Origin of the sequence: Lentzea pudingi (assembly GCF_014646255.1) — a bacterium.
Classification (GTDB): Bacteria; Actinomycetota; Actinomycetes; order Mycobacteriales; family Pseudonocardiaceae; genus Lentzea; species Lentzea pudingi.
Window position 1 is genome coordinate 1 of sequence record NZ_BMNC01000008.1, and the last position, 20,315, is coordinate 20,315.

The window sequence follows — 20,315 nt, forward strand, 5'->3', positions numbered from 1 at the left end:
AGCCCAGACCCTCGCGACCTAACCTTCAGTTAGCCAGTCCAACTTCCGGGGACCAGTTCAGAACGCGGAGATCGCCGCGGCCATGTTCATCACGGTCAGCGCGGTGAAGTACCACGTGTCGAACCTGCTGCGGAAGTTCGGCTGCCGCGACCGCACACAACTGGTCTCGCGACTAGGGCGCCCGCTGGCGGTGCGTTCCTAGCGTGCTGCCCATGAGAATCCTCGTTGCCGCCCTGATCGCGTTCGGGGTCCTGATAGGTGTCGTCAGCCCCGCGCAGGCGGCACTGCCGTCGTGGCCGAACGTCAAGGAGGGCCAGAACGGCGCCACCGTGCTGACCGCCCAGCACCTGCTGCGCCACCGCGGCTACAACATCAGCGCCGACGGCGACTTCGGCCCGGCCACCGAGGCGGCGGTCAAGCAGTTCCAGAGTGCCAACGGCCTGTCCGCGGACGGCCAGATCGGCCCGAACACCTGGCCGAAGCTGGTCGTCAGCGTCAAGCAGGGCAACAACAGCAACGCCGTGCGCGCCGCCCAGGTCCAGCTCAACCGCTACGGCTACGGCCTGGACGAGGACGGCGACTTCGGCGGCGGCACGCACAGCGCGGCCGTGGCGTTCCAAAGGTCGAAGAGCCTCACCGCGGACGGCATCGTCGGCCCGAACACCTGGCAGACCCTCGTCGGCGGCTCGGGCTCCGGCGGCGGTGGCGGCGGCACGTTCAGCCTGCCGCTCGCCAAGAGCGCCCTGCCGCGCAGCGAGTACGACGACCCGCACCACGACTACCCCGCCATCGACCTGCCGGTGAACAGCAAGCCGGCCTACGCGATGGTCACCGGCACCGCGTACCGCATCAACGAGCCCAACGGCTGCGGCAACGGCCTGCGGATCGTCAAGAGCGGCGTCGACTACATCTACTGCCACTTCTCGTCGTGGTCGGTCTCGAACGGCACCGCCGTCAAGGCAGGCGACCGCGTCGGCACGACCGGCAACACCGGCAACTCGACGGGCCCGCACCTGCACGTCGCGATCAAGATCAGCGGCACGTCCTACTGCCCGCAGAACTTCCTGCTCGCGATATACGACGGGCGGACGCCGCCGGCGCCTTCGTCGCTGCCGCGGACGGGCTGCTTCTACTGACGTGCCAACGCTGATGTGACAACTGACGCGACAGCGCTGGTGTGACAACGCTGATACGACCGCGTCGAGGCGGGCCTCCGGTCAGGGGGTCCGCCTCGACCGCGTCCTCGCAGCGTGGCGTCCTAGTTATCTGGCGTCCTCACGGCCTGGCGACCTCCCAGCTTGGCGACGTCCGAGGTGGCGAGCAGGGAGGCCCCACGGCGAAGTTCGAGGTGTCGCCGGTGCGGACGGGCTGGTGGTCCGACGGCTGCTGCCCCCACGCCAGCCCGTGGATGAAGAACGCCGTGCCGCTGGTTTCCGGCCCCGGACAGTTGTTCGGGTCGCCGAAGTTGACGTTCCAGAACCCGTCCTGGCGTCGCACCCATGCGAGCCTCGCCGCCACTGCCGAAAGCCGGCCTCGTAGCCGCGCGGTAGGGCGACGACTGCAGGAGCACCTGCAGCACCTCGGCCAGTGCCGCGATCGCCCAGCCGTTGCCGCGCCTCACCATCCGGTCTCCAACTGCGACATGGGCGGCGCCGGTTCCCCTTGAGAGCGGGATTCCGGCCGTGAGCCAGGGTTCGGCGAGATCCGGTACACGGTGAGCGACCACACAGCCCTCCCGGAAACACCGCGACCGGTGCCGCCGTTGTACAGGTTGGTCGGTGCGGTCCGTGTCCCCCGGGCCTCACCTCATCACCTTCGCGGAAGACCGTCCGGCTGGTACCGCGTCGAGCCACTCGCCGAGAGGCGACCGATCGCATCGACCTCTCCGAACTCGCCCTCGGGCCGTCACTCTCCCCGACAGACGGCCCGAGGGCGTCCAGGTCGGCGCGGACCTCTCCTGCCGCGCCGACCACCTTCAAACCTTGTTGTATGACATGGAATTGCGCGCCTTCGAGAGTGACCGGACGCACAACTTACGTTGGAACGCAACGGATGCCTTGCGCGTCCTATTAGTTGTTTGACATGAATCCTGTGCACAGACAGGAATTTGTCCGACAGCCGGTGACCGGGCACACAGGTAACCTTGGAACACAACGGAACCCCGCACCGTTGAACAGGACAGTCGGTGCGGAACGAGTCCCCGGGCCCCAACTGAACAGCCTTCGCGGGATACCGATTCTGCTGGAACCGCGTCGTGCACACCGCCGAGAGGCGACCGCCGCACCGACCACAGACCACGCCCTCAAGCCGGACACCCCCAGACGGCTTGAGGGCCTCCTTCTCCTTGCAAGGCAAGAAAAACACGAACGGCCACGGTGACCGGGCACACAGATCACCTTGGAACACAACGGAACCCCGCACCGTTGAACAGAACGGTCGGCGCGGAACGAGTCCCCGGGCCCCAACACAAAAGCCTTCGCGGCATACCGATTCTGCTGGAACCGCGTTGTGCACTCCGCCGAGAGGCGACCGCCGCACCGACCACCAGCTTCGCCCTCGAATCGTTACACCCCCCAGACGATCGAGGGCCTTCCGCCCCCAGGCTGCCGTCCTCCCCCTGGCAGCATGGGGGCTTCTTTCATGTGCGGGGCCGGTGGCCCCGGTGGCGTGGCGACCTTCTTCGACTGCGGGGTCAGGCAACCCCGGCAGCATGGGGGCTCCCCGACTGTGAGGTCAGGCGATTCCGGCGGCGTGGGGACTTCCGCAACCACGAGGGCAGGCAACTTCCGAGAGCGTGGCGACTTCCGCAACTACGGGGCCAGGCAACCTCGACAGCATGGCGACTTCCGCAACTGCGGGGCCAGGCAACCCCGACAGCGAGGCGAGCTCCACAAGCGCGGGTCAGGCGACCCGGCAACGGCCCACCTACGAGGCCAGACAACCCCGACAGCGTGAGGACTTCCGCAACCACGAAGCTGGCGCGCCCCCGACAGCGTGGCGGCTTCCCCCACCACAAGACCAGCCAACCCTGGCAACGCGGCAACATCCCCAACCACGAGACCAGCCAACCCTGGGCGACGCAGCAACATCCCCAACCACGAGACCAGCCAACCCTGGCGACGCGGCAGCGCCCCAACCGTGAACCCGCCAACCTCAGCAGCGCGGCGGCGTCCCCAACCGTGAACCAGCCACCCTTGGCAACGCGGCAACATCCCCGCCACGAAACCAGCCAACCCTGGCAACGCGGCAACATCCCCAACCACGAGACCAGCCAAGCCCGGCAGCGAGGCGAGCTCCACGGGCGCGGGTCAGGCGACCCCGGCGGCGATCAGCTTCTTCCAGATCTCGCCCTGGTCTACCACCTCGACGCCGAGCTTCTCCGCCTTCGTCAGCTTGCCCGCGCCCACGCCCTCGCCCGTGATGAGGAGGTCGGTGGTGGCCGAGACCGACGAGGCCGCGGTGGCGCCGGCGCGTTCGCACATCTTCTGGAACGTCGGGCGGGTGACCTTCTCGCCGGAGCGCGGGTCGCTGATGGAGCCCGTGATGACCACGGACTTGCCCTCCAGGGGTGCGCCCGCGACCACTACCGGGGGCAGGTCCTCGTCGCGCACCTCCAGGGAGACGCCGCGGTCCCGCAGGCGTTCGATCTCCGGGCGCAGGCGGGCCAGGTGGGCGTTCAGGGACTCGGCGACCTTCTGGCCGATGTCCTCGACCGCGACGAGCTTCTCGACGCCCGCGTCGGCTACGGCTTCCAGGGACTCGAAGCCCGCTCGGCACAGGCGAGCCGCGGTGCCCTCCGACGCCATCGGGATCGAGAGGCCGATCAGGGCGCGGCGCAGGCCCACGGAGCGGCTGCGGTCGATGGACTCGATCATGCGGGTCGCGGAGACCTCGCCGACGCGGTCGAACTCCAGCAGGCGTTCCTTGGTGAGCGTGTAGAAGTCGGACGGGTTCACCAGGTCGCCCGTCTCGGCCAGGCGCTCGATCCACACCTGGCCGATGGCGTCGATGTCGGCGGCGGCGCGGGACGACCAGTGGATCAGGCGGCGCACGGTCTGGGCAGGGCAGGCCGAGTTCGTGCAGAACAGCTCACGGCTGTTGCCCTGCTCGGTCAGCGGCTGCTCGCAGGACGGGCACTCCGACGGCGGCACGATCTCCTGCTCGTCGCCGGTGCGCTTCGACTCGTCGAGGACGCCCGCGACGAACGGGATCACGTCACCGGCGCGGCGGACCAGCACGGTGTCACCGATCTTGATGCCGCGCGAGCGGATGACCTCCTGGTTGGCCAGCGTCGCTCTGGTGACGGTGGTGCCGCCCACGAACACGGGCTCCAGCCACGCGACCGGGGCGATCTTGCCGGTCTTGCCCACGTCCCACACGACGGCCTTGAGCACCGTCGTCTTCTCCTCGGCCGCGAACTTGTACGCGATCGCGCCGCGCGGGGACGACGAGCGGGTGCCCGCGGCGGCGAACGCGTCGCGGTTCGCCAGGCGCAGCACGGCGCCGTCGAGGTCGTAGTCGAGCGTGTTGCGGGCCGTCTCGATGCCGCTGATGAGCTCCTGCGCCTGCGCGGCGGTGGAGCAGTGCTCCATCTCCGCGACGCTGAACCCCAGCTTGCGCAGGCCCGCGTCGAGGTCGGCGTCGGCGCTCTCCGGCTCGGTCGTCAGGTCGAACGCGAAGAACTGCATGCGCCGCCCCTCGACCGCCTTGGGATCCTTGGCGCGCAACGTGCCCGCGGCCGCGTTGCGCGGGTTGATCAACGGCTTGTCCGGGTGCGCCGCGTTGTACTTGTCGAACGTCGAGCGCAGCATCACGCACTCGCCGCGCACCTCGACCCGCCCGGGCGCATCGACCTTGTCCGGCACGCCGTCGCACAACGCGCGCGTGAGGAACGTGACGTCGTCGCCGGTCGTGCCGTCGCCACGGGTGACAGCGCGCGCGAGCCGCCCGTTCTCGTACACCAGCGCCAGCGACAGGCCGTCGAGCTTCGGCATGACGACCACGGGCTGACCGGGGAACCGCGCGAAGAACGACTCGACCTGCTCCGGCTTGTTCGCCTTCTCGAGCGACAGCATCGGCCGTGAGTGGCGCACGGGCGCGTGCAGCACCGACGGCGCACCCACGTGGTCGAGGGGGTTGTCCGCCGGCGCGAGCTTCGGGTGCTTCGCGACCAGGGCGCGGAACTCGTCCTCGATCGCGTCGTACTCCGCGTCGGCCACCAGCGGCTCACCCTGGTAGTACGCGTCACGCAGCTCGACGATCCGGGCGGCGAGCTCCTGAATCCGATCCCCAGCAGCACTCATGGACGGGACGTTACCGGCCACCACCGACAAAAATGGACGGTCGTGCCTGGAGCGCCGCTCGAACCGCGCTCGAATTCAGTCGAACAGGCCGATCTCGTGCGCCACGGTGCCGCAGCGGTAGACCAGGTCAGGCCGGAGGCGCTCGATCATCTCGAAGTCCACCGACCGCAACACCGCCGCCAGATCCACCCGACGGTGTGAAGGATGCCGGTAGCCCTGTTCGTGCAGCCGCAGCCACGCGTCCAGCAACGCGATCTCACAACCGTCGTCGACGCGCGGCAGCCGGAGGCCGTCGACGACGTCGAGCAGGTCCGCGTCGGGTCCGCCCCGGCCGATCCGGTCGCAGAGCTGCACGACGAACACGCTGCTCGCGGCGAGTTCGGTCCCGGCCAGCTCCCGCAGGGTCTCGACGCTCACGGTGACGTCCCTGCGCAGGCGGTCCAGCACCAGGTCCGGATACCGGCCGGCCCACCGCAGGTAGTGCGCCGCCCGTTCGGCCGGGTCGACCGGCGAGGCCGCGAGCTGGACCAGGGCCTGCGCGTAGTCCACGTCGTACCGGTCGTCCGGCAGAGCTTCGAACGCGCGCAGGAACTCGTTGGCCACCGGATCGCCGGTGAAACGGGCATCCCTCGCCGCCTCGCGCAACGAGATCCGCCCGGCCGCACCGCCGCACTCCACAGTGGCCGGAACACCGATCCCGAGCACGGCCGACGTGCCGGACCACCGCACGTGCAGCGTATCGACCAGCGCGCTCCACTCCACATCGGACAGTTGCGACTTCCAGAACGCCGTCAGCCTCGGCCAGTCGCCCACACCGATGTCGCGCGACGAGCACAACGGTGTCAGCACGACGTGCAGGAGCACGAGGTTGAGGCTGTAGACCGCGTGCCGCCGGGGAACGGAACACCGGGTGGGATGACGCGCGAACACCTTCCCGACCGACTCCCCCAGATCGGCCCGGTCAGCCGATTCGACCGCCCGCTCCGCCAGCAGCGCGAGCACCTCCGCGCTCGATGACAGAGGGGTCCACGACAACAACGCGTACAGCGAGTCGTCGGACCGCGAACCGTGCAGGTCCAGGAGCGCGCACCAGACCGACCGCGCGACGACGGCAGCCGGCGACCGTTCCGGCCCGTCCTCGATCAACTCCACGGCGTCCGCGTCACCCAACGTCCTACCCACGAGACCAAGTCGATCAGTCATCCACGCCGGGCGAGGACCGCGGACGACGACAGGTCGTTTGGGGCCGATGAACGGCAGCCGGTGATCAGCCGAACGGACCAGCCGCGACGAAGTCATGCACCCGTACGCGTGACAAGGGCGTCCACGAACAACGGCCAGACCACTCGCAGGAGGTCGTGCGAGCCCAGCACCAGCGGAGACGCACCGCGGACCAGTTCTAGTCGCGCGGCCCGCGCAACGTCAGCACCACTCGCAGCACGTGCTCGACGGCCGCCGGGAACACCGCTCCCCGCAGCTCGTCGCGGTGCACCAGGGTCTGCCCGGCGAACTCGACCATGCGCTCCGGCCCGACCCGCCGCACCACGAGCGCCGCGACCTCCTCCAGGTCGAGACCCGGGTTGTCGACACGAGCCAGCGCGAACTCGACGATCAGCTCCTCATCACTCATCCGGTCCCCATTCGTCGGGTTCTTCCACCGATACAGGTCGAAAACATGCGCTGGACCGATGATCCGACCCACCCGCACGCTGTCTCCCATGAAGTTCTCGCGGCCAGGAGCCCGCACCTGGCGTTGCCCGCCCGCCCCCACCGAGGTGCGGGAGTTCCACGCGGGACTACCCGGCTACGCTCCCACGCCGCTGACCGGACTGCCGGTCCTCGCCGCGGAACTCGGAATCGGCCGCTTGTTCGTCAAGGACGAATCCTCCCGGCTCGGGCTGCCCGCTTTCAAGGCTCTCGGCGCTTCCTGGGCCGTTCACCGCGTGCTCGAGCACCGATCGGGCCAGGTCACGCTCACCACGGCAACCGACGGCAACCACGGCCGCGCCGTCGCCCGCATGGCCCGGCTTCGCGGTCACAGGGCCCACATCTTCGTGCCGCACACCGTGCCCTCACCCGCGATCGAGGCCATCCGGGCCGAGAACGCCCAGGTCACGGTGGTGGAGGGCACGTACGACGACGCAGTCGCCCGAGCCTCGGAGGCGGACGGGATCCTCGTGCAGGACATGGGACGGCCCGGCTACGAAGAGGTCCCGGCCTGGATCGTCGAGGGCTACGGCACGCTCTGCCACGAGATCGACGAGCAACTCGACGGAGATCCCGACCTGGTCGTCGTCCCGGTCGGCGTCGGCTCGTTCGCGCAGGCCGTGATCACCCACTACCGCAGCCGCGACTCCCGCACGCGACTCCTCGCCGTCGAACCCGAAGGCGCCGCCTGCGTCCTCGAGAGCCTGAGAGCGGACGAACTCAGGACCGTCCCCACCGGCGACACGATCATGGCCGGACTCAACTGCGGCACACCGTCCACCACGTCCTGGCCGTACCTGCACAACGGCCTGGACGCCGCCGTCTCGATCTCCGAAGCCGAATGCACCAAGGCCATGCAGGACCTCCACGCGCAGAACGTCCACTCAGGACCGTGCGGCGCCGCACCTCTCGCCGGACTCCGTGCCATGCGTGACGAGTTCGGCCCACTCAACACCGTCGTGCTCATCAGCACCGAAGGACACCAGTGAACCCACGTGACCTGCTGGCCGAACTGATCTCCATCGACTCGGTCAACCCCGACCTCGTCCCCGGCGGCAACGGCGAGCGCGAGATCGCCGGCTTCCTCACCACCTGGTTCCGCGCCAACGGCTTCGAGGTCCACCGCCTGGAGCAACGCCCGGGCAGGCCGTCGCTCGTCGGCGTCCGGAAGGGCACCGGCGGCGGGAAGTCGTTGATGCTCAACGGCCACGTCGACACGGTCGGCCTCTCCGGTTACGACGGTGACCCGCTGAAGCCGGAGATCAAGGACGGCAAGATGTTCGGTCGGGGCACCTTCGACATGAAGGGCGGCATCGCGGCCATGCTGGTCGCCGCCGCCCGAGCCACCGAGAGCCCGCTCAGAGGCGATGTCATCGTCGCGTGCGTTGCCGACGAGGAACACGGCAGCTTCGGCACGGAGGAGGTTCTCGACCACTTCACCGCCGACGCCGCCATCGTCACCGAGCCCAGCCACCTCGAGATCACGCTGGCGCACAAGGGTTTCGTGTGGTTCGACGTCGAGATCGAGGGCAGGGCGGCCCACGGCTCACGGCCGGAGCTCGGCATCGACGCCATCGCGAAGGCCGGGCACTTCCTGGTGGCGCTCGAACAGCTCGCCCGAGACCTCGAAGAAGGCCCGCGACACGCCCTGCTCGGCACCGGCACGGTCCACGCCTCGCTGATCAGCGGCGGCGAGGAGGCCTCGACCTACCCGTCGGCCTGCCGGATCACCCTCGAACGCCGCACGGTCCCCGGAGAGTCGCCGCAGCAGACCGAGGACGAGCTGCGCGCGATCCTCGGCCACCTGACCGCGACGGTCCCGGACTTCCGGGCCACGCTCACCCGAGGCCTCGCCAGGGACCCGTTCGAGGCCGACCCGGACGCCGAGATCGTCCGCACGCTCGTGGCCAACCTCGGCGCGCCGCCGGTCATCCGCGCCGAGCCGTTCTGGACCGACTGCGCCCTGCTGGACCGCGCCGGCATCCCCTGCCTGCTGTTCGGCGTCGACGGCGCGGGCGCCCACGCGGCGGTCGAGTACGTCGACCTCGCGTCGCTCGACCGGCTCACCGACGTCCTGACCGGCACGATCACGGACTTCTGCCGCTAGGTTCCTTCCTCGGGGAGTGCGAGGGGGAACCGGGGATGCCACGCAAGGAACGGCCGCTCGACGCGGGTGACTCGGCCGTGCTCACGTTCGCGCGGGAGCTCAGGTCGTTGCGGGAGCGGGCGGGCAGCCCCACCTACCGCCAGCTCAGTTCGGTGACGCACTACTCGGAGGCGGCGCTGTCCCAGGCCGCCGCCGGGCGCAAGCTGCCGACGCTGCAGGTCACGCTCGCCTACGTGCGGGCGTGCGGCGGTTCCGAGGAGGAGTGGGAACGCCGCTGGCACGCCACCGCCGCGACCGAGGCGCCGCCGGAGCAGGACCTCAGCTCGCCGTACGCCGGGCTGACCGCGTTCGGGCAGCAGGACGCCGAACGGTTCTTCGGCCGCGACCGCCTGATCGACCGCCTCGTCCGCCTGGTCGCGGAAGAACGCGTCGTCGTGGTCGTCGGCGCGTCAGGGGCGGGCAAGTCGTCGCTGCTCAGAGCCGGTCTGATGCCTCGACTCGGAGACCGGGCCGTGCTGTTCACGCCCGGTCCGAGTCCGGTGGAGGAGTGCTCCAAAGCGCGTCGGGACGAGGACACCGTTCTCGTGGTCGACCAGTTCGAGGAGGTCTTCACCCTCTGCGAGGACCGCGACACCCGCAGGCGCTTCGTCGACGTCGTCACCGCGCACCGGGTCGTGCTGGGTGTACGCGCCGACTTCTACGGCCACTGCACGGACTTCCCCGCCCTCGTCGAGGCCATGGGACGCGCCCAGCTCACGGTCGGCCCGATGAGCACGGACGAGCTGCGCGCCGCGATCGTCCAACCGGCCAGGCGCATCGGGCACACCGTCGAGACCGCACTGGTCGCCGAGCTCGTCGCGAACTGCGTCGAACAGGCGGGCGCGCTGCCGTTGCTCTCGCACGCCCTGCTGGAGACGTGGCGCCGCCGCAAGGGCAACACCCTGACGCTGCAGGGGTTCCGCGCCGCCGGCGGGTTCGAGGGCGCGCTGACCCGCACGGCCGAGTCGGTGTTCGCCGGGCTGACCGAACGGCAGCAGGAGGTCGTACGGTCGTTGTTCCTCCGGCTCACCGCGATCGGCGACGGCACCGAGGACACCAAGCGCCGCGTCCACCGCGACGAGCTCGACGACGAACCGGACACCGCGCTGGTGCTGGAGGCGCTGACCACCCACCGGCTGATCACCGTCGACCACGACCGGGTCGAGATCACGCACGAGGCGTTGCTCCGCTGCTGGCCGAGGCTGCGGGAGTGGCTCGCGGCCGACCGCGACGGCCTGCGCGCCCACCGCGACCTGGCCGAGTCGGCGACGGTGTGGGAGTCGCTCGACCGCGATCCCGGCGCACTGGTCCGCGGCGCCCGCCTCGGCGCGTTCCGCCCGTGGCTGGCCGAGCCGCCGCACCCGCTGACCACCCGCGAACGCGAGTTCCTCACCGCCAGCGTCACCGCGGAGTCCGCCGAGCTCGCGAGCACCCGGAAGGACCGGCGGCGGCTGCAGGTCCTCGTCGGCCTGCTGACCCTGTTGCTGATCATCGTCACCGGCATCACCGTCACGGCGATGCAGGCCACCGGGGAGTCGACCAGGCAGCGCAACAGCGCGCTCTCCCAGAAGGTCGCCCAGGACGCCCAGCGCCTGCGCGGCAGCGATCCGGCGCTGGCCGCCCAGCTCGCGCTCGCCGCGTACCGGCTCTCCCCCACGCCGGACGCCCGCAGCGCCGTGCTCAGCGCGTTCACGCCGTTCTACGCCACCCGACTGACCGGCCACACCGACAACGTCAACTCCGTCGCGTACTCGCCGCGGCGCAAGCTGCTCGCCAGCTCCAGCCGGGATCACACGGTCGGGGTCGTCGACGTGGCCGACCCGCACCACCCGCGCGACGTCTCGAAGCTCACCGGCCACACGGACAACGTCGTGAAGGTCGCGTTCAACTCCGACGGCGCGATCCTGGCCACGGCCGGATGGGACCGCACGGCCCGTCTGTGGGACGCGAGCACCGGCACCGCACTCGCCACCCTCAGCCACGTCGAGCAGGTCAACGCCGTGGCGTTCAGCAGCGACGACCGGGTGCTGGCCACCGCGAGCACCGACGGGGTCGTCCGGCTGTGGGACCTCACCGACCTGCGCAGCCCGAAGAAGATCGCCGAACTGCCCCATCCCGGAGCCGTCATCTCACTCGCGTTCGGCCCGGACCGGCTCGTCACCGGCACCTGGGACGGCACAGCGCTGGTCTGGGACCTCAAGAACACCACCGCGCACACGCTGCCGGGCAAGGGGCCGGTCCACGCGATCGCCATCAGCCTGGACGGTCAGAACATCGCCATCAGCCACGACCGCGATGTCCGGGTCTGGCCGACGAACGGCGGCGAGCCGCGCACGCTGTCCGGCCACACCGACGTCGTGCGCGGCCTGGCGTTCAGCCCCGACGGCCGTCTCGCGAGCACGTCGGTCGACCGCACGGCCCGTGTCTGGGACCTGGACCGCCCCGACCCGCTCGTGCTGGCGGGCCACACCGCCGGGGTCGTCGCGGCCACGTTCGCCGGGACGACGCTGGCGACCGCGAGCGACGACCACACCGTCCGCCTGTGGGACCTGCCCGGTGAGCTCCTGCAGGCGCACAGCGACTCCGTCTACGCCGTCGCCACGAACGGCAGGATCGTCGCGACCGGCAGCTACGACCGCACCGTGAAGCTGTGGCAGGACGGCATGCTCCTGAGCGTCCTGAGAGGGCCCGCCGACGCCGTCAACGCGGTGAGGTTCACGCCCGACGGCAGGACCCTGCTCGCCGCCAGCGCCGACCACCGCGTGCACCGCTGGGACGTCAGCGGCGGCACGCCCGTGGAGCTTCCTGACCTCGCGGGCCACACCGACGCCGTCAACACGCTCGCCATCAGCCCGGACGGCTCGACCATCGCCACCGCGGGCACAGACCGCGCCATCGTCCTGTGGGACGCGCGGACGGGCGCCACGACCGGCACCCTGCTCGGCCATTCGGACTCCGTGGAGTCCCTCGCCTTCAGCCCCGACGGCCACCGGCTGGCCAGCGGCTCCGCCGACTTCAGCGTGCGCGTCTGGGACCTCGACCTGCGCCGGGTGACCACGCACGTCAGCGGCCGGTCGCACGTCGTCAAGTCGGTCGCGTTCAGCCCGGACGGCCGGTTCCTCGCCACCGGCGGCACCGACTTCGCCGTCCGCGTGTGGGATGCCGCGACCGGTGAGCTCAGCTCCGAGCTCACCGGCCACACCGACACCGTGCACGCCGTGGCGTTCTCCCCCGACGGCACGACCCTGGCCAGTGCGAGCGCCGACCACGACGTCCGGCTGTGGCGGACGGACGACCACACCCCGCTGGCCACCCTGTCCGGCCACACCGAACGCGTCTACGCGCTCGCGTTCCTCCCCGACGGCCGCACGCTGCTCAGCGCGGGCGGCGATCGGACCGCACGAGCGTGGGAGGCCGACGCCGGCCACGCCGCCGGACGCATCTGCGCCGCGGTGTCGCCGCCCCTGTCCGCCCCCGACTGGAACCGCTACTTCCCGGACGTCGACCTCACCCCGCCCTGTCCGTGACGACCTTCGTCAGGACGATCTCGGCAGGCCCACCTCGTCATTCATGCTCTTCCCCCTTCTCCCGCCGCCCTGTGTAGCGGGAGAAGGTTCTTCACGGTCGAGGCGCCGGCGTGAAGAAACAACGGTGAACAACGGCGATCCGGAAGAAACCTCAGGCAGGCGTGGCTCGCTCTGGTGAACGGCTACCTCGTCGCATGACCGGTTCCTCGACGTAACGCCAGCTGAGCGCCGCCGCCGCGATCGTGAGCGCCGCCGCGACCGGCCCGGCGGCGACGCCCAGTTCCGGCCGCAGCCACAACGTCAGCGGGTAGTTCCACAGGTAGGCGCCATAGGACAGGGTGCCCAGCGCCACGAGCGGCTTGATCGGCGTCGCGACCTGCTCCCACTTCGACCAGACCAGCAGCAGCACGGCCGTGCAGGCCGCGATGGCCGGGCCCGCGACGAGGTAGGTCAGCGCGTGGCCCCGCAGCGGGACGACCGAGAGCACGGCGAGGCCGGCCAGTGCGATCGGCACGGCCCAGCGCGGGGCGCTCGTGAGCTTGAGCCTGGTCGCGGCGCCGATCACGAAGCACACGAACCACGACGTCGGCAGCGCGTAGGCGTTGTCGGCGTCCGGCCACAGCCAGACCAGCGTGGCCGTGCAGGCCGCGAGCGCTCCCAGTGCCGTGACGACGAGGGCCGCGCCCGTCCGGTCGCGGACCCAGGCGAAGGCCAGCAGAGCCGGCCACAGCAGGTAGAACTGCTCCTCGGTCGCGAGCGTCCAGCCGTGGAACGCCGCCGGGCTCACGCCGCTGATCGGCAGATTGCCCGTGAACGTGACCAGGACGATCACGGTCCTGAGCAGCTTGTCGCGTTCTCCCAACGGGTCGAACACCAGCGTGACGACGGCGAAGACCACTGTGAGCGCTATCAACGCGGGCAGCAGCCTGCGAGCCCGCCGCAGGTAGAACCGCTTGAAGTCGACACGTCCCTTCGCCTGCAGCTCCCGTTGCAGGACGCCGGTGATCAGGTAGCCGCTGAGCGTGAAGAACACGACCACGCCGACCACACCGGCACCGGGGAACACGTCGGGGAACGCGTGGCGCAGCATCACGAGGAGGATCGCGATACCTCGCAGCACGTCCAGTCCGGCGATGCGCCTCACCGCACCGCTCCCCGGACCAGCTTGTCCAGCAGGTCCGGATAGGACAGTCCGGTGACCGCGAACATCTTGGGCACCTGCGATTCCGCCGTCATGCCCGGCATGGTGTTGACCTCGTTCAGCACGAACCCGTCCCGGGTCAGGAAGAAGTCGACCCGCGCGAGCCCGCGGCAGCCGAGCGCCTCGTAGACCCTGAGCGCCGCGTCCTCCAGCGCCTTCAGCTCGGTGTCGTCCAGCGGGGCCGGGATCACGAACTGGGCGCTGCCGTCGTACTTCACGGTCGTGTCGAAGAGCCCGGGGACCCGGATCTCCAGCGGCGGACCGGTCCGGCGGCCCTCGTCCGGGTCGTCGAGGACCGCGACGTCGATCTCCCGGCCGGCCAGGACCTCCTCGACCAGCACGCGGTCGTCCAGTTCCAGCGCCCGGCGCACAGCGGGTCCGAGGTCCTCCTCGCGCTCGACGAGCGCCACCCCGAAGCTCGATCCCGCTGCCACCGGCTTCACCACGACCGGCCCGGTGAAGTCCACAGTGGACGCGTTGGTGACCAGCGATCCCCTCGCCGTGCGGACCCCGACGGCCTCGGCGACGAGCTTGGTGGCCCACTTGTCCATCGCGAGCGCGCCGGCCCTCAGCGGTGAACCGACGTACGGCACACCGGCCAGTTCGCACAGGCCCGCCAGCGTGCCGTCCTCCCCCAACGGCCCGTGGACCAGCGGCAGCACCACGTCGCAGGTCGCCAGCACGTCGAGCGCGGCGGCCAGGCTGCCGGACGTCAGCGTGTCGAGCACCTGGCCGTCCTGCCCGTGCCACCGGCCATCGCGGCCGATCGTGAGCGACACGGCCTCGTACCGCGCCGGGTCGAGCGCCGCCCGCACCGACGCCGCCGACGCCACCGAGACGTCGTGCTCGCAGTTCTGCCCGCCGCCGATCACGGCGACGCGGATGCCCCTCATCGAACGCTCCTCCGCACCCTCGCCCCGATGCCCGTCACGATCTCGTGCGGGATCGTCCCCGCCCACCGCGCCCAGTCCCCCACGGTCGGCTCGCCGTTCTCCCCCGGTCCGAACACCACTGCCTCGTCTCCGGGCATCACCGCGTCGTCCCCGGCGTCGACCACGACCTGGTCCATCGAGATCACCCCGGCGACCGACCGGCGTCTTCCCGCCAGCCACACCTCGGCACGGCCGGAAGCGGTGCGCGGCAAGCCATCCGCATAGCCCACCGGCAGCAGCGCCAGCGTCGTCTCGCGGTCGGTGACGTACGAGTGCCCGTACCCGACCCCCGTTCCCGCCGCGACCCGCCGCACCTGGACCACCGGCGCCGTGAACCGCAGGGCGGAACGCAGCCGGGTGGTCCCGGACGGGTCGATCCCCACCAGCCCTGCCCCGATCCGGACGACGTCCAGGTGGGTGCCGGGGTCGGTCAGCGCTGCGCTCGTGGCCGCGAGGTGCCGCACCGAGGGCCGCAGGCCCGCTTGGCGCGCCATCTCGACTCCTCTGGTGAACGCGCGCTTGCCGGGCTCACTCGCTCCAGGCATGTCGGCACAGGGCAGATGTCCCATCACTCCGACGACCGAGACCCTCCCGGCCAGTTCCGCACGGCGTGCGGCCGACATCAGCGACAGCCACGACTCCGGCGCGGCCCCGTCCCGCGCCATGCCCGTGTCCAGCTGCAGGTGCACCCGCACCCCGCCGTCCAGCGCCGCGAGGTGCTCCAGGCCCGGCACGCTCAGGTCGATCCCGTACCGGACGGCCGTGCGCACGTCCACATCGGCGGGGTTGAGCCAGCTGAGCACCGGAACGTCCACACCGGACTCCCGCACCGCCACGGCCTCCGCCAGCGACGTGACCCCGATCCACGTCGCTCCACTCGCGACGGCCGTGCGCGCGACGTCCCCCAAGCCGTGCCCGAACCCGTCCGCCTTCACCACCGCCATGACGCCACCGCGCGCCCACGAGACGAACCGCCGCGTGTTGGCGGCCACCGCAGTGAGGTCCACCGAGAGCCCGGGCGCCGCCGAGACCTGGCGGACACTCGTCACGAGCGCGCCCACGCAGGCACCTCCACCGGTCCGTAGACGGCGTGGTCGGCGCCGGTCAGCAGCGCCCAGTAGCGGTCGCCGTAGGACCAGTGCCACCACTCGGTCGGGTAGTTGATCAGGCCGGCGCTCCCGAGGGCGTCGGCCAGCACTGTTCGGTTGTGGCGGGCCTCGTCGTCGACCGGTGCGCCGAAGAAGCACGCGCCGTCGCTCTCCTCGGGCGTGGCGTCGATCGCCGTGCCCATCCACAGTTCCGCGCCCGACGTCGTGACCAGCGTCAGGTCCACCGCCGCGCCCGCGACGTGCGGCGCGACGGCCAGCGGTGCCACGAACCGGCTCGACAACCGGCTGAGCTCGACGGCGTCGGCCGCGGGGTGGAGCTCCGCCAGTTCGGCCGTGTACCGCTCGATGATCGCGCTCTGGCCGGCGACGGTGCGGTGCCCCTCGACCACCCGCAGGTCCACACCGGACGGAAGCAGCGCGCGAGCCACGTCGAGCCGCCGCGCGAGCCCTTCCCGCACCAGCACGCCGGGCGCGTGGTCCAATGGCACCAAAGGATCCCCGTTGTCGAGCACGCGGACGGTGCGCACGACCGGATCGGCTAGCAGGATGGTCATGCAGCCAACCTAGGAATCCGCGTCCACTCCGGACTCCTCCTCCCGGCCACCCCCGTGCGCCGAACGGCCGGTTCAGGACCGGGAACATCGGCCGAACGGCTGAGAACCCGCACACCGCGCCGGATTTCGGCAGACTGGTGAGGTGACCCGACAGAGGACGACCTGACGTGCACGCCGCCGGCCTGGTGCTGCACCCGCGACGAGACTCCGCCGCCGCCGTCGAGGCCGTCCTCGGCTGGGCGACCCACCGCGGTGTCGAGATCCTCGGCATCTCCGACGAGATCCAGCGCCTGCGCTGCGAGGCCACCCCGGTCACCGCGGAGGAGCTGGGCCGCCGCGCCGACCTGGTCGTGAGCCTCGGCGGCGACGGCACGATGCTGCGCGCCATGCGCCTGGCCGACGGCGAGAAGGCCCCGGTCCTGGGCGTCAACCTGGGCAAACTCGGCTTCCTGGCCGAGGTCGACGTCCCGGACCTGCCCGCGGCCCTGTCCGCCATCGACGCCCACGACTTCACCGTCGAACCCCGCCTGGCCGTCGACGCGGTGTTCAACGGCCAGAAGGTCACCGCGTTCAACGACGTCGCCGTCGTCCGCATCCCCGGCGAGGGCAACGCCCGCGTCGCCGTCCACGTGGCCGGCCAGCCGTTCGTCAGCTACTCCGCCGACGCCGTCATCGTCGCGACCCCGACCGGTTCCACCGCCTACAGCTTCTCGGCGGGCGGCCCGATCACCAGCCCGTCCGTCGAAGCTCTGCTCGTCACCCCGGCCGCCCCGCACTCCGCGTACAGCCGCGGCGTCGTGCTCTCGGTGAACGACGAGGTCGACCTCGACCTGCTGCCGTCGAGCGGCCGCCTCGCCGTCGAGGTGGACGGCATCGTCGCGGGCTACGTCGAACCCGGTCAGCGGGTGTCGTTGCGCGGACGGGCCGGTGCCGCGCGGGTGGTGCGGCTCGGGATGACGACGTTCTACCAGCGGGCGCGGCGCAAGCTGCGGCTCACGGACTCGGCGGAACTGGGATGAGGCTGCGCGAGTGGACCGTCGAGGACGCGGCCTGGTACGCGGAGACCACCAGGGACCCGGAGGTCCAGCGCTACACGACCGACCCGCCCACGATCACCGCCGAGCAGGTCGCGGCCGCGATCGAGGCCCTGCCCGGCAACCCGACTACCGCCTCGTTCTGCATCGAGGACGCGGGTGAACGCTGCGGCAACGTCGCCGTCGACCTCGCGGACGGCATCGGCCACCTGTCCTACCTCGTGGCCCCCGAAGCGCGCGGCAGGGGGCTGGCGTCCCAGGCGCTCACCGAGTTCGTCGCGTGGATCCTGACGAACCGCGCGGTGACCGAGCTGAGGCTGTGGACGCACCGCGACAACCTCGGCTCGCGCAAGGTCGCCGAACGGGCCGGGTTCGTCCGCGATCCCGCCCGCGACGAGGACCGCGAGATCAAGGGCGAGGTCTGGCCGACGGTCGCCTACCACCTCGTTCCCTGATCTCCACCCAGGCTCGAGCCGCGCTTGTTCGGATGTCCGCGCCGAGCAAACCGGAGGGGGCAGGGGACGATGGAACTGAACAGGCGCAAGATGTTCGCGCTGGGTGCGGGCGCCGCACTCGCCGCGAGCACGGGGACCGCCGGTGCCGACGCGGAGAGGACGGCACCGGAGCCGAACCTCCCCGGCTTCAAGCACAACTACGCGCAGGTCAACGGGGTGCGCCTGCACTACGTCACCGGCGGGCGGGGCGAGCCGCTGGTCCTGCTGGCCGGGTGGCCGCAGACCTGGTGGCTGTACAACAAGATCCTGCCCGCACTCGCCTCGAAGTTCCGGGTGATCGCGGTCGACATGCGCGGGCAGGGCAGCTCCGACAAGCCCGCGGGCGGGTACGACAAGAAGACGATGGCGGCCGACCTGCACGAGCTCGTGAAGAAGCTCGGGTACAGCAAGGTCAACGTCGTCGGGCACGACCTGGGCAGCATGGTCGCGTTCTCCTTCGCGGCCAACTTCCCGGACGCGACGAAGAAGGTCGCGTTCATGGACGTGCTGCACCCCGACGAGAGCTTCTACCAGATCCCGCTGCTGCCCCCGCCGGGCGGCTTCAGCGTGTGGTGGTTCGCGTTCAACCAGGTCATGGGCCTGCCCGAGCAGCTGCTCGCCGGCCGGTTCCGCTACCTGATCGACTGGCTGTTCGCCAACACCGCGTTCACGCCGTCCGCCATCGACGAGCGGTCACGGCGGATCTACGCCCAGAACTACAACTCGCCGGACGCCATCCGCGCGAGCAACGGCTGGTACCAGGCGTTCCACCAGGACATCGCGGACGGCAAGACGTACGCGAAGCTGGCGGCCCCGGTGCTGGGCCTCGCCTCGATCTCGTCCTACGACCAGTTCCTGGGCGCGCTGCCGAACGTCGCGAACCAGTTCGAGGTCGTGCGGGTCGACGGGTCCGGCCACTGGCTCGCCGAGGAGCAGCCGGAGTTCGTGGCCGGGGAGATCACGCGGTTCTTCAGCTGACCTGACGTGCCGGGGGGATGAACGCCGCGACCACGACTGCGAGCAGCGCGGTCGCGGCGCCCAGGCCCATGATGAGCTGGAAGCTGAACGGCGCACCCACCTGCGTGAGCACCACGCCCGCCACCGCGCTCGACACCGACGTGCCGATCGCGCGCATCAGGGTGTTGAGGCTGTTGGCCGCGGCCGTCTCCGATGTCGGCACGGCGCCCATGATCAGGGCGGGCATCGCGCCGTAACCCAGGCCGATGCCGGCGCCGATCACCGCCGAGACGACGACGAGCTGCCAGATCTCCGTCAGCATGAAAACGCCCGCGCCGTAACCGAACGCGACCACCAGGGCGCCCAGGATCAGCGTGACGCGGGGGCCGCGCGCGTTCGAGATGCGGGCGGACACCGGCGCCGTCGCCATCATGACCAGGCCGGACGGCACCAGCACCAGGCCCGTGACGAGCAGCGACTGCCCGAGGCCGTGGCCGGTGGCGACCGGCAGCTGCAGGACCTGTGGCAGCACCAGCGACTGCGCGAACAGGGCGAACGCGAACGACACCGACGCGATGTTGGTCAGCAGCACCTGGCGCCGGGCCGTGGTGCGCAGGTCGACCAGCGGCTGCGGCGACCTCAGCTCCCACCAGCCCCACAGGCCCAGCACGGCGGCGGAGACGACGAACAGGCCCGTGACGGCGCCGCCGCTCCACGCCGACGCCTTGGACACGCCGAGCAGCAGGCAGATCAGCGCGACCGAGAGCCCGAGCGCGCCGGGGACGTCGAAGCGGCCACCGCTGCGGACCGGTGACTCCGGCACCCAGACCAGCACCGCCGCCAGGGCCAGGGCGCCCGCTCCCGCCGACGTCCAGAACAGCATGTGCCAGTCGCTCTGCTCGACCAGGATCGCCGCCGCGGGCAGGCCGAGCGCGCCGCCGACGCCGAGCGAGGCGCTCATCAGCGCGGTCGCCCCGGCCAGCCGTTCGCGTGGCAGTTCGTCGCGCATGATGCTGATGCCGAGCGGGATCACGCCGACCGCCATGCCCTGCACCACGCGGCCGACGACGAGCGGCACCAGCGAGTAGCTCAGCGCCGCGATCACCGAGCCCACGACCACCATGACCAGGCTGATCAGGAGCATGCGGCGCTTGCCGTACATGTCGCCGAGCCGGCCGATGACGGGCGTCGCGACCGCGCCGGCGAGCAGCGTGGAGGTGATCACCCACGTGGTGTCGCCCGGCGACGAGCCCAGGAGCTGCGGAAACCTCGGCAGGAGCGGGATGACGAGGGTCTGCATCAGCGAAACGACGATGCCGCCCATCGCGAGGACGGCCACGACGACGTTCGG

The 20,315-nt window shown here is 70.9% G+C and carries 16 protein-coding genes and 1 pseudogene; 8 read left to right on the top strand and 9 right to left on the bottom strand.

The genetic code is table 11. The annotated features are described in order from the left end of the window. The first annotated feature begins 82 nt into the window (after window positions 1-82). On the top strand, window positions 83-202 hold the full coding sequence (locus IEY88_RS26580; RefSeq protein ID WP_308426014.1) for a LuxR C-terminal-related transcriptional regulator: 120 nt from the start codon (window positions 83-85) through the stop codon (window positions 200-202). Between the two features lie 10 nt (window positions 203-212). After that, window positions 213-1,136 (top strand): peptidoglycan-binding protein, encoded by a 924-nt coding sequence (locus IEY88_RS26585; protein WP_229693785.1) that lies wholly within the window; start codon window positions 213-215, stop codon window positions 1,134-1,136. A gap of 139 nt (window positions 1,137-1,275) precedes the next feature. Here the strand turns inward: IEY88_RS26585 and IEY88_RS26590 are convergent. The 4 genes and pseudogenes from IEY88_RS26590 to IEY88_RS26605 form a co-directional block, all read right to left on the bottom strand. Then, a pseudogene (locus IEY88_RS26590) lies at window positions 1,276-1,527 on the bottom strand (glycoside hydrolase family 88 protein); the annotation flags it as partial. 1,781 nt (window positions 1,528-3,308) lie between these two features. Then, window positions 3,309-5,303, bottom strand: coding sequence for an NAD-dependent DNA ligase LigA (gene ligA, locus IEY88_RS26595; RefSeq protein WP_189157585.1), 1,995 nt, complete (start codon window positions 5,301-5,303; stop codon window positions 3,309-3,311). A 75-nt stretch (window positions 5,304-5,378) separates the two neighbouring features. After that, the gene (locus IEY88_RS26600; RefSeq protein ID WP_189157586.1) at window positions 5,379-6,485 is read right to left on the bottom strand and encodes a hypothetical protein; all 1,107 of its coding nucleotides are present in this window, start codon (window positions 6,483-6,485) and stop codon (window positions 5,379-5,381) included. 217 nt (window positions 6,486-6,702) lie between these two features. Further along, window positions 6,703-6,933: a hypothetical protein gene (locus tag IEY88_RS26605; protein WP_189157587.1), complete on the bottom strand. Its 231-nt coding sequence runs from the start codon at window positions 6,931-6,933 to the stop codon at window positions 6,703-6,705. 88 nt (window positions 6,934-7,021) lie between these two features. On the opposite strand from IEY88_RS26605, the gene IEY88_RS26610 reads away from it, so the two are divergent. The 3 genes from IEY88_RS26610 to IEY88_RS26620 are packed head-to-tail and all read left to right on the top strand — an operon-like array spanning window position 7,022 to window position 12,683. Then, the gene (locus IEY88_RS26610; protein ID WP_229693787.1) at window positions 7,022-7,999 is read left to right on the top strand and encodes a pyridoxal-phosphate dependent enzyme; all 978 of its coding nucleotides are present in this window, start codon (window positions 7,022-7,024) and stop codon (window positions 7,997-7,999) included. Beyond that, window positions 7,996-9,117 carry an ArgE/DapE family deacylase gene (locus IEY88_RS26615; protein ID WP_189157589.1) on the top strand — a complete coding sequence of 374 codons (1,122 nt, stop codon included), beginning with the start codon at window positions 7,996-7,998 and terminating at the stop codon, window positions 9,115-9,117. The genes IEY88_RS26610 and IEY88_RS26615 overlap by 4 nt, the downstream gene beginning before the upstream one ends. A gap of 35 nt (window positions 9,118-9,152) precedes the next feature. Continuing rightward, window positions 9,153-12,683, top strand: a complete 3,531-nt coding sequence (locus IEY88_RS26620) for an nSTAND1 domain-containing NTPase (RefSeq protein WP_189157590.1) — start codon at window positions 9,153-9,155, stop codon at window positions 12,681-12,683. A gap of 151 nt (window positions 12,684-12,834) precedes the next feature. Here IEY88_RS26620 and IEY88_RS26625 read toward each other — a convergent pair whose 3' ends face one another. From IEY88_RS26625 to IEY88_RS26640, 4 genes are read right to left on the bottom strand one after another with little or no spacing between them, the layout of a single operon-like run. Next, a complete protein-coding gene (locus IEY88_RS26625; RefSeq protein ID WP_189157591.1) occupies window positions 12,835-13,827 on the bottom strand; it encodes an acyltransferase family protein in 993 nt (330 codons plus the stop codon). Further along, window positions 13,824-14,777, bottom strand: coding sequence for a D-alanine--D-alanine ligase family protein (locus tag IEY88_RS26630; RefSeq protein ID WP_189157592.1), 954 nt, complete (start codon window positions 14,775-14,777; stop codon window positions 13,824-13,826). Before IEY88_RS26630 ends, IEY88_RS26625 begins: the two co-directional genes overlap by 4 nt. Next, window positions 14,774-15,877, bottom strand: coding sequence for an alanine racemase (gene alr / locus IEY88_RS26635; RefSeq protein WP_229693788.1), 1,104 nt, complete (start codon window positions 15,875-15,877; stop codon window positions 14,774-14,776). The genes IEY88_RS26630 and alr overlap by 4 nt, the downstream gene beginning before the upstream one ends. Beyond that, the gene (locus tag IEY88_RS26640; protein ID WP_189157593.1) at window positions 15,862-16,479 is read right to left on the bottom strand and encodes a M15 family metallopeptidase; all 618 of its coding nucleotides are present in this window, start codon (window positions 16,477-16,479) and stop codon (window positions 15,862-15,864) included. The genes alr and IEY88_RS26640 overlap by 16 nt, the downstream gene beginning before the upstream one ends. 167 nt (window positions 16,480-16,646) lie before the next feature. Here IEY88_RS26640 and IEY88_RS26645 point away from each other — a divergent pair, with 167 nt between their 5' ends. The 3 genes from IEY88_RS26645 (at window position 16,647) to IEY88_RS26655 (ending at window position 18,985) form a co-directional block, all read left to right on the top strand. Then, entirely contained in the window at window positions 16,647-17,498 is an 852-nt protein-coding gene (locus IEY88_RS26645; protein WP_189157594.1) for an NAD(+)/NADH kinase, read from the top strand. Continuing rightward, on the top strand, window positions 17,495-17,968 hold the full coding sequence (locus tag IEY88_RS26650) for a GNAT family N-acetyltransferase (RefSeq protein WP_189157595.1): 474 nt from the start codon (window positions 17,495-17,497) through the stop codon (window positions 17,966-17,968). The genes IEY88_RS26645 and IEY88_RS26650 overlap by 4 nt, the downstream gene beginning before the upstream one ends. Before the next feature lie 69 nt (window positions 17,969-18,037). After that, on the top strand, window positions 18,038-18,985 hold the full coding sequence (locus tag IEY88_RS26655) for an alpha/beta fold hydrolase (protein ID WP_189157596.1): 948 nt from the start codon (window positions 18,038-18,040) through the stop codon (window positions 18,983-18,985). Here IEY88_RS26655 and IEY88_RS26660 read toward each other — a convergent pair. Further along, a complete protein-coding gene (locus tag IEY88_RS26660) occupies window positions 18,978-20,288 on the bottom strand; it encodes an MFS transporter (RefSeq protein ID WP_189157807.1) in 1,311 nt (436 codons plus the stop codon). The two genes, IEY88_RS26655 and IEY88_RS26660, sit on opposite strands and share 8 nt — an antisense overlap. Window positions 20,289-20,315 lie beyond the last annotated feature (27 nt).

Excerpts from the sequence above, each read along its gene's own strand:
- IEY88_RS26630 (WP_189157592.1), bottom strand. The coding sequence starts at position 14,777 with ATGAGGGGCATCCGCGTCGCCGTGATCGGCGGCGGGCAGAACTGCGAG.
- IEY88_RS26610 (WP_229693787.1), top strand. The coding sequence starts at position 7,022 with ATGAAGTTCTCGCGGCCAGGAGCCCGCACCTGGCGTTGCCCGCCCGCC.
- IEY88_RS26585 (WP_229693785.1), top strand. The coding sequence starts at position 213 with ATGAGAATCCTCGTTGCCGCCCTGATCGCGTTCGGGGTCCTGATAGGT.
- IEY88_RS26580 (WP_308426014.1), top strand. The coding sequence starts at position 83 with ATGTTCATCACGGTCAGCGCGGTGAAGTACCACGTGTCGAACCTGCTG.
- IEY88_RS26605 (WP_189157587.1), bottom strand. The coding sequence starts at position 6,933 with ATGAGTGATGAGGAGCTGATCGTCGAGTTCGCGCTGGCTCGTGTCGAC.
- IEY88_RS26660 (WP_189157807.1), bottom strand. The coding sequence starts at position 20,288 with ATGGGCGGCATCGTCGTTTCGCTGATGCAGACCCTCGTCATCCCGCTC.
- IEY88_RS26655 (WP_189157596.1), top strand. The coding sequence starts at position 18,038 with ATGGAACTGAACAGGCGCAAGATGTTCGCGCTGGGTGCGGGCGCCGCA.
- IEY88_RS26620 (WP_189157590.1), top strand. The coding sequence starts at position 9,153 with ATGCCACGCAAGGAACGGCCGCTCGACGCGGGTGACTCGGCCGTGCTC.
- ligA (WP_189157585.1), bottom strand. The coding sequence starts at position 5,303 with ATGAGTGCTGCTGGGGATCGGATTCAGGAGCTCGCCGCCCGGATCGTC.
- IEY88_RS26640 (WP_189157593.1), bottom strand. The coding sequence starts at position 16,479 with ATGACCATCCTGCTAGCCGATCCGGTCGTGCGCACCGTCCGCGTGCTC.
- IEY88_RS26650 (WP_189157595.1), top strand. The coding sequence starts at position 17,495 with ATGAGGCTGCGCGAGTGGACCGTCGAGGACGCGGCCTGGTACGCGGAG.